This window comes from Terasakiella sp., assembly GCF_048267425.1.
In the GTDB taxonomy this organism is placed as follows: Bacteria; Pseudomonadota; Alphaproteobacteria; order Rhodospirillales; family Terasakiellaceae; genus Terasakiella.
The window spans coordinates 23490-39639 of record NZ_JBLWXN010000003.1; the positions used below are offsets into that span (position 1 = coordinate 23490).

The window sequence follows — 16150 nt, forward strand, 5'->3', positions numbered from 1 at the left end:
GTAACTTTGCAACAAGAACAAGCCGAAACCATCGCCCTGCAGGCCATCGCCTTTATCGGGCAGGAAGAACGCGCGTTAAACGGTTTGCTTGCCCAAACCGGAATGGGCTTGGATGATTTGCGTGAGAATATGCAGGATCCCGCTTTTTTAGGCGGTATTCTAGATTTCTTGCTGAGTGATGAAAGTGCCTTGCTGGCATTTTGCGAAGCAATTGAAATTGCCCCTGAATTCCTGATCCGTGCGCGCCGTTGCCTGCCCGGTGGTGAAAACCTGTGGGACGGCTGACCCAAAAAATAGGTTCAGCCGCCCATACACACATCCTTTAAATAACGTCTTCCAATTCATCAATAAAGCCGGAAACGACTTTTAGCCCCCGTTTCCAGAAGGTTGGATCACTGGCGTCCAGCCCGAAGGGGGCGAGTAGTTCCTTGTGACGTTTTGACCCACCGGCCCGCAGCATATCCATATATTTTTGCTGGAATCCGTCATGGCCGTTTTGATAAACGTCATAAAGTGAGTTCACTAAACAATCCCCAAACGCATAGGCATAAACATAAAAGGGGGAATGAATGAAGTGTGGAATATAAGCCCAGTAATGCTTGTATTCTTCATCAAAACGAAACGCACCGCCCAGACTTTCGCTTTGTACGCTCATCCAGATTTCACCAAGGCGATCCGAACTTAACTCCCCTTTGCGCCGTTCATCATGTACATGGCGTTCAAAATCACAAAAAGCCACCTGACGTACAACAGTATTGAGCATATCCTCAACCTTACCCGCTAACATAATGCGGCGGCGTTTTTCATCTGTTTCACCGTTGAGCATAGAGCGGAACGTCAACATTTCCCCAAAGACCGATGCCGTTTCCGCCAAGGTCAAAGGTGTATTGGCCATTAAGGCCCCTTGATCCGCCGCTAAGACCTGATGCACACCATGTCCTAATTCATGGGCCAGCGTCATCACATCGCGCACTTTGCCATGATAGTTCAGCAGAATATAGGGGTGTGCTGACGGAGTTACAGGATGGGAAAAGGCTCCGCTATCCTTGCCAGCGCGCGGCGGTACATCAATCCAGTTTTCGTCAAAGAACCGCTTGCCGATCTGTGCCATTTTCGGATCAAAGGCATGGTAAGCATTCAAAACAGTTTCGCGCGCGTCGTCCCATTCGATCTTGCCATCGTCATCTTCCGGTAAAGGGGCGTTACGATCCCAATAATCCATTTGATCCACACCAAACCATTTGGCTTTCAGGGCGTAATAACGGTGTGATAAATCCCCGTAAGACTCCTTAACCGATCCAATCAAAGCATCCACGACCTCGTCTTCAACCAAGTTGGAGATATTGCGCGACGAAATCGGTCGATCAAACCCACGCCATTGATCCTCTGTCGCTTTGTCTTTGGCAAGCGTATTGGTAATTAAAGACAACAAACGAATATTATCACCAAGCACCTGACCAAATGATTTCGCAGCCTCTTTACGCACCGCGCCATCTTTGGACGATAATTTATCCAGAATTTCCGAATTGGTCAGCATATTCCCCTGAAATGGGAAACGTAAACCCGCCATTGTTTCATCAAACAAACGTGACCACGCCCGTCGTCCACTGACCGATTTTTCATGGAGCAGGCGTTCAATTTCTTCATCCAGTTGATATGGACGATAGGCGCGCACATCCATCACCCATGCACGGTAATAGGCACAGGCGTCATCTTCAAAATACCCGTCCAGAACAGCATCATCCAACTTATTGATTTCCAAGGTGAAGAACAAAATAGTGCTGGAAAGGTCTGTTATTTCTTCTTGTACGTTCTGGTAAAATTGCGCAATCGCGCTGTCTGCATTGTCCGCAGCATACTGGAGTTGCGCATAACTCACCACACGGCCCAAAATATCGTCCAGTTCTTCATACCGTTTCAGCGCATTTGCAAACTCTGCCCCTCCAATTTCAGCAAGCTTGCCTTGATACGCTTTGGCGAAGCTCTGTGCTAATTCTTTTGCCGTGTTCAGATCGTCTCGCAACTGCGGGGCATCAATGGCACTGTAAAGGTGGGTTAAGTCCCAAGTCGGTAATTTTGTCGTCATATTTTTGTCATTTCACTTTGAACGATAGGGAAGTTTAGGGCATAAACGGATATTCATAAAGTAGATCGGCGCATGCATTTTCCGCCTCTCGGGTTAGAATTGTTGTATCCGCCTATATTGTCAACTCTCAGCACCGAATATTTCCATGACACATCCCAATTGGCCTAATCTGGTATCCATGTTCTTTGAACAAGCGCAAAAGCGTGCGTTCAATCCCTTCGTCTGGCAGAAAGTCAACGGCACGTACCAATCAACCAGTTGGAAACAAAGTTCAGATAATGTTGTGCATCTGGCCCGTGCCTTGCGTAATCTTGGCATTCAAAAAGGTGACCGTATTGTTCTGGTCTCGGAAAATCGCAGTGAATGGGTCATGGCCGATATGGCAATTATGGCCTGTGGTGGCATTACGGTCCCGGCCTATACGACCAATACGGTGAATGATCATCGCCATATCCTGAACAATGCACAAGCCAAAGCCGTCATTGTCTCCACCGCCAAGCTTGCCGCGCCCCTGCTTCATGCCAGCCATGAAGCCGCCGATGTCGAATTTGCCATATCAATGGAAAAACTCGATTTAAAACAAGAGTTATCGCATCCCGTATATCTGTGGGACGACATGTTGAATAAGGGGGCTATGCTCACCGACGACATCATTGGGGAAGCCAACGCCATAACGCGCGAAGATACAGCCTGTATTATCTATACGTCCGGGACAGGCGGCACCCCAAAAGGCGTGATGCTGCCCCATCGCTCCATACTTCATAACTGTGTCGGCGCAACCAACCTGCTGAAATCCATTGGGCTGGATAACGAGGTCTTCCTCTCCTTCCTTCCTTTATCTCACTCTTATGAACATACCGCCGGGTTGATGTGGCCGATTTATCTTGGTGCACAAATCTATTACGCTGAACGTGCAGAAACCTTGGCTGCGAATATGGCGGAATGTCACCCAACCCTGATGACCGCCGTCCCCCGCCTTTATGAAATGATGCGTCAAAAAATATTGCGCGGACTGGAAAAAGAAAGTGAAAGCAAACGCACACTCTTTTTAAAAACCTGCGCCTTGGGCAAAGCCAAACATTTGGGCGAACCACTTGGACTAATCGGGACCATTCAGAATTTCTTTCTGGAACGTCTGGTCCGCAATAAAGTCCGCCAACGGTTTGGCGGGCGTCTCAAGGCGATGGTCTCGGGCGGTGGTCCTTTGAACCCGGATGTCGGATTGTTTTTCCAGGGATTAGGCATTCGGATTTTACAGGGCTACGGTCAAACGGAATCCGGTCCGGTTATCAGCGTCAACACACCACAGAAAATCAAAATGCATACGGTCGGCCCCGCCCTTGACCATACAGATGTAAAAATCGCATCAGATGGCGAAATTTTGGTGCGCGGTGAACTGGTTATGAAAGGCTATTGGCGCAATGAAAAAGCGACCAAAGAAGCCCTAAAAAATGACTGGCTACATACCGGTGATATCGGTTTTCTGGATAATGATAACTACCTGCAAATCACGGACCGCAAGAAAGATATCATCGTTAATTCCGGTGGCGATAACATTTCCCCACAGCGGGTTGAGGGTTTTCTATCACTAGAAAAAGAAATTGCTCAGTCGATGGTCTATGGGGATAAACGCCCACATTTGGTGGCCTTGATTATCCCCGATGAAGAATATGCAATGGAATGGGCCAAAACACACAATATAGAATATAATCTGGAACAACTGATTATCCATAAAGATTTTGTTGCCGATATCTCCCACGCCATCAGCCGTGTAAATAAAGAACTCTCCAATATTGAAAAAGTTAGAAAATTCATTTTAAAAGCCCAACCCTTCACAATTGAAAATGAAGAATTAACACCGACCTTGAAAATTCGCCGGCATATTCTTCATTCTAAATATGGAGAAGAGCTGCGAAAACTCTATAAATAAGAACTAAAGTCCCAATACAACCAGATAATCGCTTTTCACGATTTTGTTTCGTATAATGCACGCCTCTAGGCGATAAAGCACAGTAAAAAAAGAAAGAACAATATATTATGCTGCAACAAACCCTGAGTGAAAGAGATCGCTCACTCGGCGAGCGATTGTATAAAATCCACGAAGAAATACGAGCAAATTTCCCCGATTTATGCCGGATTGCCGTAGCGTTATACGACCATGAAACCGATATCTTAAAAACCTTTGCTCATTCAACAGATGGCATTTCTCCCATCAGTTTTTATCAAGCAAAACTGTCGGAATCTCATTCCTTACAAGAACTCGCAAAACAAAATCAAACACGTATTATTGATGATTTGACATCACAGGAATCGCAAAAGGTCCATTCGACCAAATTGCTTGAAACCGGTTATAAATCGAGCATGACCATGCCGATTATTTTTAACGATCATCTTTATGGGTTTCTCTTTTTCAATTCACCGAAGAAGAACTTCTTTTCCGATATCCGTTGCGCAACAATCAAGGCTTATGCCGGGGTAATTTCCCTGTTGGTTGTGAACGAAATGCAAACTCTGACCACCTTTCGCGGTGCTGTTCAAACGGCGCGGGAATTCAGCCGTCAACGCGACGAGGAAACCGGCAATCATCTGGAACGCATGTCGCGTTATGCCCATCTGATTGCACGCGAACTGGCCCCAAAATATCACAAGGCTGATGATTGGGTCGAATATATATTTCAATTCACCCCCTTACATGATGTGGGCAAAGTCGCCGTACCGGACGAGATTTTGTTAAAACCCGGACGTTTGACTAACGATGAATATGAAATAATGAAAACGCATGTCCAAAAAGGCGGGCAAATCATTTCATTAATGAGCCGTGAATTTGGATTAGATTCCGTCAATTTCTTCGACATGCTGCACAATATTGTTTTATATCATCACGAAGCCTTGGACGGCAGTGGCTACCCCCACGGTCTAAAAGGCGACGAAATACCGCTGGAATCACGCATCTGCGCCGTAGCCGACGTATTTGATGCCTTGACCAGCAAACGTCCCTATAAAAACGCGTGGTCCAATGGCGACGCCATGCAATGGTTATTAGACAATGCCGGGAAACGTCTGGATGCAGAATGCGTTCAGGCCTTGAACAATCACATGGACGAGGTCCACAAAATTCAGGCGGAATTCGAAGAAGATTTCATCGGCTAAATCTCGATTCAGCTCGCCAACCGAACATTTTTCGCAAGCGCAACCGAAATGCTGCACTGCATGGCACGTAATTTTACCTTCACGGGAATGGGTGGCTGGGTAATTTTTTAAGTCGTTTTCCCAAAATCGACATTTTTTATTGCGAATTTTAGGTCAGCATCACTTACCTACTTGAAATCTAGCAATTCATTCCCTGATACTTACATAATAAGTACAAACATTTATATCAGGGACGAGCCATGAACATTCAACGCGATGTAACCTTATCGGACAAATACGCGCTCGAGCGTGGGCAAGCTTATATGACAGGGACGCAAGCCCTTGTCCGCCTCCCCATGCTACAGCGTCAGCGCGATTTACTCCGCGGATTAAATACTGCCTGTTTTATTTCCGGCTATCGCGGTTCACCGCTCGGCAATCTGGACCGTGAACTTTGGCGCGCCAAAAAATTTATTGCCGAACAGCACATTCAGTTCGAACCCGGTGTGAACGAAGAACTCGGCGCAACTGCGGTTTGGGGCTCCCAACAAGTCGGCCTGTTTAAAGGCGCAAAATACGACGGTGTCTTTGGTATGTGGTACGGCAAAACCCCAGGGATTGACCGCTCCGGTGACGTTTTCAAACATGCCAACTATGCCGGCACGTCCAAATATGGTGGTGTTCTGGCCTTGGCAGGTGATGATCACAACTGTAAATCCTCCACCATCCCGTGTCAGTCCGAATATGCGTTCATGGATGCGCAAATTCCGGTTCTCAATCCATCCAACGTACAGGAATTTCTGGATTACGGCGTACTCGGTTGGGAAATGTCGCGTTTTTCCGGTTGCTGGGTTGCCATGAAAACCATCTCCGAAACGGTTGATGCCTCTGCTTCCGTCTATGTAGACCCGGACCGTATCCAGACCGCCTACCCTGATTTTATCTTCCCTGAAGGCGGCGTTCATATTCGCTGGCCGGACAAACCGCTGGATCAGGAATATCGCCTGCAAAAATACAAACTTTACGCCGCCATCGCCTTTGCCCGTGCCAATAAAATTGACCAAATCAAGATCGACAGCAAAAACGCCCGTCTTGGTATTGTCACATCCGGCAAATCCTATCAGGATGTTCTTCAAGCCTTGGACGACCTCGGCATTGATAAAGAACGCGCCAGCCAATTAGGCGTCCGCCTTTATAAAGTCGGCATGCCTTGGCCGTTGGAACCCGAAGGCATTAAAGAGTTTACCAAGGGCCTAGACGAAATTCTTGTTGTGGAGGAAAAACGTGCCGTCATTGAAAACCAGCTAAAAGAACAACTTTACAACTGGTCTGAAAATGTGCGCCCGCGCGTGATCGGCAAATTCAATGAAGAAGGCGAATGGATTTTACCCAGCGCCAACGAATTATCCCCGGCCCGTATTGCCCGCGTTATCGCCTCACGCATTCAAAAATACCATGATGATGAAACCATGCAGAAACGCCTTGCCTGGTTGAATGCCAAGGAACAGGAACTCGCAAAACCGCGCAATACGACCCATCGCATGCCGACTTTCTGTTCCGGCTGTCCGCACAATACATCGACTAAGGTCCCCGAAGGATCTCGTGCCTTGGCCGGGATCGGGTGTCACTATATGGCAACGTGGGTCCGCCCCGATACAACACAGACCTTTACCCAAATGGGCGGGGAAGGTGTGCCGTGGGTCGGGCAAAGCCATTTCACAGATGAAAAACACGTTTTCGCCAACTTGGGTGACGGAACCTATTATCACAGTGGCATTCTTGCCATTCGCCAATCCTTGGGCGCAAATGTCAATATCACCTATAAAATCCTGTTCAATGCCGCCGTTGCCATGACAGGCGGGCAACCCGTGGACGGCCCCTTGACCATTCAGGGCTTAACCAAACAATTACATGGTGAAGGCGTGGGCCGTATTGCGATTGTAGCCGACGATCCCAATAAATATCCGACGAAAACCGACTTCGCCCCCAACGTCACATTCAATCATCGCGATGAACTGGATCAGGTGCAACGCGACCTGCGCAACTGGAAGGGCGTCTCCGTTCTGATTTACGATCAGCACTGTGCGACAGAACTTCGCCGTATGCGGAAACGGGGTAAAGCCCCAAAACCAAACCGCCGTCTGTTTATCAACGATGCCGTCTGTGAAGGTTGCGGTGACTGCGGTGTTGCATCAAACTGTGTTTCCATCACACCGAAAGAAACATTGCTTGGTCGCAAACGCAAGATCGACCAATCCACCTGTAATATGGATTATTCCTGCGTAAAAGGTTTCTGTCCGAGCTTTGTTTCCGTACATGGCGGCAAGTTGCGTAAGAAAGAAGGTAACTCCCAAGCCGATCAATTTGCGACAACTCACCTACCCGCACCGATCCTGCCCGCGACCAAAGACACATATTCCATCGTTGTCACCGGGATTGGCGGCACAGGCGTTGTCACCATCGGTGCGTTGTTGGGGATGGCAGCCCATATGGAACAAAAAGGTGTTTCCGTTCTGGATATGACAGGGCTGGCCCAAAAGAACGGGTCTGTTATTTCGCACATTCGTTTGGCAGACAGTCCCGAAGATATCTATTCGGTTAAAATCCCGGCTGGGGAAGCCGATCTTTTGTTAGGGTGCGACCTTGTCACTTCTGCAAGTTTTGACTCCCTCGCAAAATTAAAAGCAGGTAAATCAAAGGTTATCATTAACGACCATAAAGTCATGACACCGGATTTCACCTGCAACCGGGACGCCCCCTTCCCGACCAACGATATGAAACAATCCATTGCTGAGTCCGTTGCAAAAGATGACAGCTGGTTCTTTGATGCCAGTCATCTGGCTTCTCAATTGCTGGGGGATTCCATTGGATCAAACCTGTTTGTTGTCGGTTACGCCTTTCAACTCGGTCTCATTCCCATTTCTGAAGGTGCGTTGCTGAAAGCCATTGAACTGAACGGTGTGGCGGTCGATTTCAACCAACGTGCCTTTATCTTGGGACGTTGGGCCGCACACGACATGGATAAACTGTCCGAACTGATCAAAGAGGAAAAACCGGAGTTCATCCCACAAGATTTGGATAAGCTGATCGAACATCGCATTAAATTCCTGAGTGATTATCAAGATGCGAGTTATGCCGACCAGTACCGTCATATGGTTGATCGCGTGTATCGTGCAGAAAAAGAATTAGGAACGGGATCGCAAGAACTTACCAAATCAGTGGCACACGTTCTGGCAAAATTAATGGCCTACAAGGACGAATACGAAGTCGCCCGCCTCTATAGCCAGCCGGACTTCAAAAAGAAACTGGATGAACAATTCGAAGGGAACTATAAACTATCCTTCCACCTTGCTCCGCCGCTTCTGTCTGAAAAAGAGCCCAAAACAGGTCATCTTGTCAAAAAAGAATACGGCCCCTGGGTTTTGAAAGCCTTCAACATGCTGGCAAAATTCAAAGGATTACGCGGGTCAAAATTTGATATCTTTGGTAAAACAGCAGAACGTAAACAGGAACGCGCCCTGATTTCAGAATATAAAGGGGTGATTGAAGAAATCTGTCAGAACTTGAATGCAGATAACCTGAAACTTGCCATTCGCATTGCCGATCTTCCCCGCGATATTCGTGGTTATGGTCACGTCAAAGAAAAAGCAATCCGAGAAGTAAAAGCCAAAGAAGTTACTCTTCTGGAAGAGTTCAGAAACCACAAACCGCATCAGGTTGCTGCACAGTAAAGGAAACAACGCTCACAAAAAAAGGACCGCAAATTTTATAGTGCGGTCCTTTTTAATTTAGCGTGCTGAAGAATTTACAAGACGTACCACAACAAAGCAGGCAAAGCGGCAAACCCCATGAAGGTTGAGACAATCACGAGACCGGCAACTTCTTGCGGGCGTTGGTTGTAAAGCTGGGCAAACAAATAACAAAAGACAGCTGCAGGCATGGCGCATTCCAAAATCACAACACCAGCGGCCGCACCGCTTAATCCCATAATTTTGACCAGTCCAACCCCGACCCCAAAGCCCATACCGAGGCGCAGGACCGAAAGCCAAACCGCGCGCTTTAAACTGCCCATCTGTAGGCTTGCAAGCGAAACACCTAAGGTAAACAACATCAAAGGAATGGTCAGGTCACCGATAAGTTTCGTCGTATTGAACAGCCAGACCGGGACTTCAAGGTCGCTGAATAAAAAGACCGAGGCCAGAATAGTCGCAGGAATAATCGGCATTTTCAAAAGGGCTTTGGCCGAAAAACTACCCGAAACAAAGGCAACCCCAACCGTCATTTGCAACACCACATAAACGGTGAAGAAAGCAACCGCCAGCGCAAGACCTTCAGGGCCAAATGCCAACAGGCACAACGGTAAGCCGACATTGCCCACATTGGGCCAGGTCAACGCCTGTAAAAACGCACGTTGCGGCAATTTAAAAAGCGCCAAAGCCGCCGCGCCAATAACAGTAAAGGCAATATTGGCTGCCAAGGCGGCAATCCCCATATCCCAAAGATAGGATGTATCCAGTTCAACCTTGGCCAGTGCATAAAACACAAGGCAAGGCGTGGCAAAATAGGTCACAATTGTTGTAACCATCGGGGTGTCGAACGCCCGTCCGCTTTTGGACCAGCCGTAGCCGATGCCAACACAAACGAAAACGGGCGCCAGAATAGAAAAGATTTCTGAGAACATGTACCTAACTTAAAGTCGCGATCCGTAGAATATTCGTTGCCCCCGGCGTACCAAACGGCACCCCTGCAGTCACAACCAGCGTATCCCCACGTTCCCCGATCTTTTCAGCCTTGGCCATTTTACGCGCACCTTGAACCATTTCATTAAAGTTTTTGGCATCCGGTGTCACAGAAGCCAGCACACCCCAAACAAGTGCCAGCTTACGCGCTGTTTCGACTTTTGGCGTCAATCCTAAAATCGTAATTTCCGGGCGTTCCCGCGCCACACGATAAGAGGTCGACCCCGTCGTTGTATAAGTTACAATCGCCTTGGCTTTAATAGTTTGCGCCACCTGACGCGCCGCTGCACTAATGGCATCAGCTTCGGTTTCTTCAGGTGCAACCCGGTCCGCATCACGCAGTTTGTGATAAAGGATATCACCTTCAACACGTTGAATAATGCGGTCCATGATCTCGACCGTTTCAATCGGATAATCCCCGGCTGCTGTTTCTGCAGACAACATGACCGCATCGGTCCCGTCATAAATCGCCGTTGCAACGTCAGAAGCCTCCGCCCGTGTCGGGGCCGGTGTTGTGATCATGGATTCCAGCATTTGTGTTGCCACAATAACCGGTCGCCCTTTTTCACGCGCTTTTGTGATGATACGTTTCTGCAGGATCGGAACATCTTCAGGCGGCAATTCAACCCCCAGATCCCCACGCGCGACCATCACGGCATCTGCCAATTCAACAATTTCATCCAAATCATCAATGGCCGACGGTTTTTCCAGCTTGGCAATGATGGATGCTTTCTTACCGATGATCTTGCGCGCTTCACGAATGTCGTCTGCTTTCTGGACGAAAGACAGGGCCACCCAATCCACACCGATTTGCAAACCAAAACGCAAGTCTGCCATATCTTTTTCCGTTAAAGCAGACAGGGGCAGAACGGCATCAGGGACATTCACCCCTTTGCGGTCACTGAGCACACCATCAACCATCACTTCTGTTTCTGCAAAATCAGCACCACATTCCAGTACCTTCAAACGCATTTTCCCATCATCAAGCAACAGGGTCATGCCCGGCTTCAGCACCTCGAAAATCTCGGGATGAGGGAGCGGTGCGCGTGTCACATCACCCGGTGCGTCATTCAGGTCAAGGCGAAAACGACGCCCGATCCCCAACAACGCACTGCCATCGCGAAACTTGCCCAGACGTAGCTTCGGTCCCTGAAGGTCCATCATAATACCGATGGGTGCCCCCAATTCCTTTTCCACATCGCGGATCGCGTCATAGCGTTCCTTGTGATCTTCGTGTGAACCATGCGAGAAATTCAGGCGAAAGACATCGGCTCCGGCCTTGAACAACTGCTCGATACGTGTGCGGGTCGAACTCGACGGGCCCAGCGTTGCGATAATTTTTGCGTTTCTTGATCTTTTCATATTGGTAGAATAGCGAGATGTGTTTAGATTTCCACAAGATTTTCGTGCTACAATCAGATATCAGTTCAATTTTCATGTAGTTGAAACAAAAGACACCATGTTCGAGTCCTTACAAAAGATTTTGCTAAACAAAGCAATGGGCAAAACGGATAAGAAAAAAAAACGTCAAGCCAAGGAAAAAGACAAGCATTCTCAAGAAAATGACTTGCGTACCGTCTCGGGTGTCGCCTTGGACGATGCTATCCAAAAGTTAGAAAACAGCGGCGAAAAGATGGATGACCTGCTGGCGAAAAACGAAGACCTTCTTGCACAAGTCAAAGCCGAAGCTGCCAAAAAAATGACACCTGAACGCAGAGCCTTAATCGAGTCGGCCCAAAAAGTACGCAAAGCGAAAGCGCAAATCCTCGAAGATCTTGATGATGAAACACGGGCGAAACTTTACCTGACCGCCATTCGCGCCTTTACTGGACGAAATTAATCTACATCCAGCGCACGGGGCTTTATAAAATTCGCCAAGCTTCCTTTTATCTGTTTAACCTCTGTCCAATCAGAAATATCGAAAGTTAAATGGACGCAAGCCGCCGTGGGGAATTTTATCGCCAGATCCGCGCGTAAGTTTTCATCCCCTGCCCCGCATAAAACGTGGGCGCATATTTCCAGTCCGGGGTTATGTCCGATCAACATCAAAACATCAGACGTTCCAGCCTTGGTGATTTCATCAATCAAGACAGTCTCACTCGCATGATAAAGGCAACGTCTTAGCGCAATATCAACGGGATGCGCGTAGACCTGCAACAAGGCCGACAATGTTTGTCGTGTCCGCTGTGCCGTGGAACATAAAATGACATCAGGCAACGGCAGGTGTTGGCTCAAATAGTTTGCCATATTTTGCGCGGCCTGCATTCCCCGTTCATTCAACGGCCGATCAAAATCCAATAGATCCATATTCGCCCAACTGGATTTTGCATGCCGAAATAAAAGTAAATGCTTCATTTCCCACCTTTCCCTGCGATTTATTTTATATATAATAAGCTGTTATCATAAAAGTTTCATAATTTTCGATTACACCCCAGCCAATCGGATACATATCGCAAACCAAATCGCGTTTATTCGCGTTTGCCTCTGTATTCTCGTCTTTCAATATAATAGGGAGTCTCGCCGCATGACGACAGAAAATCAGGCCAATCCATCCGCCCCTGCTATCGCACCGGACTCCCCGGAACGTTTTATCAACCGCGAACTCTCATGGCTTGCCTTCAACACCCGTGTGTTGGAAGAATCAGACAATGTGCGCCATCCTTTATTGGAACGTGTGCGCTTTCTGTCTATTTCAGCCGCAAACCTTGATGAGTTCTACATGGTGCGCGTCGCTGGCCTTAACGGTCAGGTCCATGCCGGTATTAAAAACCTAAGTTATGATGGCCTCGGCCCGGCACAACAACTCGAACAAATCCATAAATCAGCAAATAAACTGATTATGGGACAGCAGGAACAATATCGTTCACTGCGCGCGTTGCTGTTAAAAGAAGGGATCAAGGTTTTAAAATGTCAGGATATCCCCAAACGCGATATTGCGTGGCTGGAAGAACATTTCCTCGAACAGATTTTCCCCTCCCTGACACCACTGGCGATTGACCCGGCCCATCCCTTCCCGTTTATTCCAAACCTCGGGCTTGCGATGATGTTTGCCTTGGAATCCGATCTTGACCAAAGCGCCCTCAAAGCCCTTGTTCCTTTGCCGCAAATGTTGCCGCGTTTCGTGCGTTTACCCGATTACGGGAAAACTATTCGTTTCATGCCGATGGAAGAGGTTATTCGCCTGTTTCAACGTCATCTGTTCCCCAATTATGCGGTGGCTTCATCCGGGCTTTTCAAAATCATTCGTGACAGCGAGATGGAAATCGACGAAGAAGCCGAAGATTTGGTACGCACCTTCGAATCAGCCTTAAAACGCCGTCGTCGCGGGTCCGTTATCCGCATGTCACTGGATGCTGAACTCTCCGACGAATTGCGCGATTTGGTGGTTGAAGAATTAGGTGTTGATCCTGCCGATTGCTTCGTTCTGGACGGGTTGCTCGGGTTGGCAGATACCAAGGAATTGATTGTTGATGAACGTCCTGATCTGCAATTCAAGCCCTACAACGTGCGTTTCCCGGAACGTATCCGTGATTTTGGCGGGGATTGTTTTGCCGCCATTCGCAAAAAAGATTTTGTTGTTCACCATCCTTATGAAAGCTTCGATGCGGTGGTTCAGTTTGTCTTGCAAGCCGCACGTGACCCTGATGTCGTTGCCATTAAGCAAACGCTTTATCGGACCTCCAACAACTCCCCGATTATCAAAGCCTTGGTCGAAGCCGCTGAAGCCGGGAAATCCGTCACGGCAATGGTGGAACTGAAAGCCCGTTTTGACGAAGAAGCCAACATCCGTTGGGCACGCGATCTGGAACGTGCTGGCGCACAAGTGGTCTATGGGTTCGTCGATAAAAAAACCCATGCCAAGATCAACCTTGTTGTGCGCCGCGAAGGTGAAAAACTCCGTTCCTACGTCCACCTTGGAACCGGGAACTACCACCCGATTACCGCAAAAATTTATACCGATTTGTCTTTCTTCTCCTGCGACCCGGCCTTGTGCCGCGATGCAACCAAGCTGTTTAATTACATGACAGGTTATGCAGAGCCCGAAAAGATGGAGAAAATGGAATACTCTCCCCTGACATTACGCGACGCCGTCATTCGCGGGATCGATCAGGAAATCCAGAACGCCCAATCCGGCAAACCCGGTCATGTCTGGGCAAAAATGAACTCCATCGTTGATCCCAAAATCATCGATGCGCTTTATCGTGCATCACAAGCTGGCGTTCAGGTCGATCTGGTTATTCGCGGTATTTGCTGCCTGCGCCCCGGCGTCCCCGGCCTGTCGGATAATATCCGTGTCAAAAGCATTGTCGGGCGTTTTCTGGAACATTCCCGTATTGTGTGTTTCGGCAATGGTGGAAAGCTGCCGAATGCCAAAGCGAAAATTTATATTTCATCTGCGGACTGGATGCCGCGAAATCTGGATCGCCGCGTTGAAACCCTCATTCCTATTGAAACCGACACCGTTCATCGCCAAATTCTAGATCAGATTATGGTTGCCAATTTGAAAGATGAAGCACAAAGCTGGGTTTTGAAAGCCGATGGGTCTTTCAGCCGCGTTCCAGCCGGGGATGACGGTTTTTCCTGCCATACGTATTTTATGACCAACCCCAGTCTTTCTGGGCGAGGCTCAGCATTAAAGAAAAAGGGCACCATCCTGAAAAAGTTGATGCTGGACTAAAATTAAAGAAAAGAAGACGCCTTTATGACACATCAATTCGGGTCCGCACGCAAAGGAAGCCTGACCGCCATTGTCGATATCGGGTCCAATACCGTTCGTCTGGTTGTCTTTCACGGCCCGGCGCGTATCCCCTTGCCTATTTTTAACGAAAAAGTCCAATGTCGTTTGGGCTTGGGGATTGATCAAAGCGGATGTCTCAATCCCGAAGGTGTCAACCTTGCATTGGAAACGCTTAATCGTTTTATGAAACTGGTTGAGGTCATGGAGGTCGATAATGTCAGCCTGCTGGCAACGGCCGCTGTGCGTGAAGCCCATGACGGCCCACATTTTGTGCAAAAGGTAAAAGACCTCTTCAATGCCGAAGTACAAGTTCTAAGCGGTGAAGAAGAAGCCAAGCTCGCTGCCTTGGGTGTTTTAAGCGGCTTACCCGATGCCGATGGTCTTTTAGGGGACATGGGGGGCGCAAGCTTCGACCTTGTAGCCCTTGATCATGGTCGTTTTTCCCAACATGACACCACCCCATTGGGCCACTTGCGTATTCTGGATGAAAAACGCAATACAGTCGCCAAAATGCGCGACTTCATTCGCGAACACCTAAAGCCCTTGAGTTGGACAGACCAGATGAAGGGTCGCCCGTTTTACGCCGTTGGCGGGTCGTTGCGCGCCGTCGCCCGTTTGTTTATGCACCGTCTTGACTATCCCTTGCATGTCATTGATAACTTTACCCTACCCGCCGATCAGGCCTTAAACCTGCTGGATCAACTGGTTCAAATGACACCGGAAGAATTCATGCAAGTTCCCGATGTTTCAAAAAAACGACAAGAAACACTGGCCGCCGCAATTGCGTTGCTGCAAGAGGTCTTAGAAACCATAAAACCGTCCTGCCTTGTTTTTTCAGGATACAGCATGCGCGAAGGTCAATTTTTTCTTTCGCTGGATGAAGACCAGAAGGCCGAAGACCCCTTAATCAGTTCATGTATCAATCTGGTTGAACGCGAAGGTCGTTTCGGTCAACAAGGCGAAGAGGTTTTCCACTGGATGACCCCTTTATTTACCGATGAAAGCGATAAACATAAAAAACTGCGTCACGCCGCCTGTCTTCTGCATGATATTGCCTGGGCGGAGCACCCGGATTATCGCGCGGATCATGGTTTTTTACGGGTTTTGCGCCTGCCTGTTGCCGGGCTTTCCCATCACGATCGCGCCTTGATGGCCGCCTGTGTTTACAGTCGATATAAAGGCAACTTTAACGCCCGTATCGCCAAACCATTACGCACATTTTTAGACAATGACGATGCAACATGGACAAAGACAGTCGGTGCGACCTTACGACTGGCACACACGCTGGCCAGCGGTGCGCCCCATTTACTGGAAGATACGCGGCTTGAAATTCGCGGTGGTGAACTGATTTTATCCCTGCCCGAAGGTGAAGATATCTTTATCGGAGAAGCCGTCGCCAGACGCGTTCAAACCGTTGCAAAACATCTCAGCTTAAGCGGTCGTCTGGAACATGGCTAA

The 16150-nt window shown here is 48.4% G+C and carries 11 protein-coding genes; 7 read left to right on the forward strand and 4 right to left on the reverse strand.

Annotated elements, in window-relative coordinates; genetic code table 11:
• Window positions 1–6 precede the first annotated feature (6 nt).
• The gene (locus ACN0VA_RS06315; protein WP_417820339.1) at window positions 7–285 is read left to right on the forward strand and encodes a DUF3572 domain-containing protein; all 279 of its coding nucleotides are present in this window, start codon (window positions 7–9) and stop codon (window positions 283–285) included.
• Between the two features lie 37 nt (window positions 286–322).
• Here the strand turns inward: ACN0VA_RS06315 and ACN0VA_RS06320 are convergent, their stop codons facing one another.
• Window positions 323–2086 (reverse strand): M3 family oligoendopeptidase, encoded by a 1764-nt coding sequence (locus ACN0VA_RS06320; RefSeq protein ID WP_417820340.1) that lies wholly within the window; start codon window positions 2084–2086, stop codon window positions 323–325.
• Between the two features lie 145 nt (window positions 2087–2231).
• On the opposite strand from ACN0VA_RS06320, the gene ACN0VA_RS06325 reads away from it, so the two are divergent.
• From ACN0VA_RS06325 to ACN0VA_RS06335, 3 genes are all read left to right on the forward strand, one after another.
• Window positions 2232–4016, forward strand: a complete 1785-nt coding sequence (locus tag ACN0VA_RS06325; RefSeq protein WP_417820341.1) for an AMP-dependent synthetase/ligase — start codon at window positions 2232–2234, stop codon at window positions 4014–4016.
• Window positions 4017–4123: 107 nt separating this feature from the next.
• Entirely contained in the window at window positions 4124–5236 is a 1113-nt protein-coding gene (locus ACN0VA_RS06330) for an HD domain-containing phosphohydrolase (protein ID WP_417820342.1), read from the forward strand.
• A gap of 239 nt (window positions 5237–5475) precedes the next feature.
• Window positions 5476–8946: an indolepyruvate ferredoxin oxidoreductase family protein gene (locus ACN0VA_RS06335; protein WP_417820343.1), complete on the forward strand. Its 3471-nt coding sequence runs from the start codon at window positions 5476–5478 to the stop codon at window positions 8944–8946.
• Between the two features lie 74 nt (window positions 8947–9020).
• Here ACN0VA_RS06335 and ACN0VA_RS06340 read toward each other — a convergent pair whose 3' ends face one another.
• Both ACN0VA_RS06340 and pyk read right to left on the reverse strand, forming a co-directional pair.
• The gene (locus ACN0VA_RS06340) at window positions 9021–9896 is read right to left on the reverse strand and encodes an AEC family transporter (protein ID WP_417820344.1); all 876 of its coding nucleotides are present in this window, start codon (window positions 9894–9896) and stop codon (window positions 9021–9023) included.
• Window positions 9897–9900: 4 nt separating this feature from the next.
• On the reverse strand, window positions 9901–11316 hold the full coding sequence (gene pyk / locus ACN0VA_RS06345; RefSeq protein WP_417820345.1) for a pyruvate kinase: 1416 nt from the start codon (window positions 11314–11316) through the stop codon (window positions 9901–9903).
• A gap of 97 nt (window positions 11317–11413) precedes the next feature.
• Here pyk and ACN0VA_RS06350 point away from each other — a divergent pair, with 97 nt between their 5' ends.
• Window positions 11414–11794, forward strand: a complete 381-nt coding sequence (locus tag ACN0VA_RS06350) for a hypothetical protein (RefSeq protein ID WP_417820346.1) — start codon at window positions 11414–11416, stop codon at window positions 11792–11794.
• On the opposite strand, the gene ACN0VA_RS06355 is transcribed toward ACN0VA_RS06350, so the two are convergent.
• Window positions 11791–12309, reverse strand: a complete 519-nt coding sequence (locus ACN0VA_RS06355) for a SixA phosphatase family protein (RefSeq protein WP_417820347.1) — start codon at window positions 12307–12309, stop codon at window positions 11791–11793. The two genes, ACN0VA_RS06350 and ACN0VA_RS06355, sit on opposite strands and share 4 nt — an antisense overlap.
• Before the next feature lie 169 nt (window positions 12310–12478).
• On the opposite strand from ACN0VA_RS06355, the gene ACN0VA_RS06360 reads away from it, so the two are divergent.
• Entirely contained in the window at window positions 12479–14632 is a 2154-nt protein-coding gene (locus ACN0VA_RS06360; protein WP_417820348.1) for an RNA degradosome polyphosphate kinase, read from the forward strand.
• Window positions 14633–14656: 24 nt separating this feature from the next.
• Window positions 14657–16150 carry a hypothetical protein gene (locus ACN0VA_RS06365; protein ID WP_417820349.1) on the forward strand — a complete coding sequence of 498 codons (1494 nt, stop codon included), beginning with the start codon at window positions 14657–14659 and terminating at the stop codon, window positions 16148–16150.

Bases quoted from the DNA above. Each gene is read 5' to 3' on its own strand.
- ACN0VA_RS06320 (WP_417820340.1), bottom strand. From the start codon at position 2,086: ATGACGACAAAATTACCGACTTGGGACTTAACCCACCTTTACAGTGCC.
- ACN0VA_RS06325 (WP_417820341.1), top strand. From the start codon at position 2,232: ATGACACATCCCAATTGGCCTAATCTGGTATCCATGTTCTTTGAACAA.
- ACN0VA_RS06330 (WP_417820342.1), top strand. From the start codon at position 4,124: ATGCTGCAACAAACCCTGAGTGAAAGAGATCGCTCACTCGGCGAGCGA.
- ACN0VA_RS06335 (WP_417820343.1), top strand. From the start codon at position 5,476: ATGAACATTCAACGCGATGTAACCTTATCGGACAAATACGCGCTCGAG.
- ACN0VA_RS06340 (WP_417820344.1), bottom strand. From the start codon at position 9,896: ATGTTCTCAGAAATCTTTTCTATTCTGGCGCCCGTTTTCGTTTGTGTT.
- pyk (WP_417820345.1), bottom strand. From the start codon at position 11,316: ATGAAAAGATCAAGAAACGCAAAAATTATCGCAACGCTGGGCCCGTCG.
- ACN0VA_RS06350 (WP_417820346.1), top strand. From the start codon at position 11,414: ATGTTCGAGTCCTTACAAAAGATTTTGCTAAACAAAGCAATGGGCAAA.
- ACN0VA_RS06355 (WP_417820347.1), bottom strand. From the start codon at position 12,309: ATGAAGCATTTACTTTTATTTCGGCATGCAAAATCCAGTTGGGCGAAT.
- ACN0VA_RS06360 (WP_417820348.1), top strand. From the start codon at position 12,479: ATGACGACAGAAAATCAGGCCAATCCATCCGCCCCTGCTATCGCACCG.
- ACN0VA_RS06365 (WP_417820349.1), top strand. From the start codon at position 14,657: ATGACACATCAATTCGGGTCCGCACGCAAAGGAAGCCTGACCGCCATT.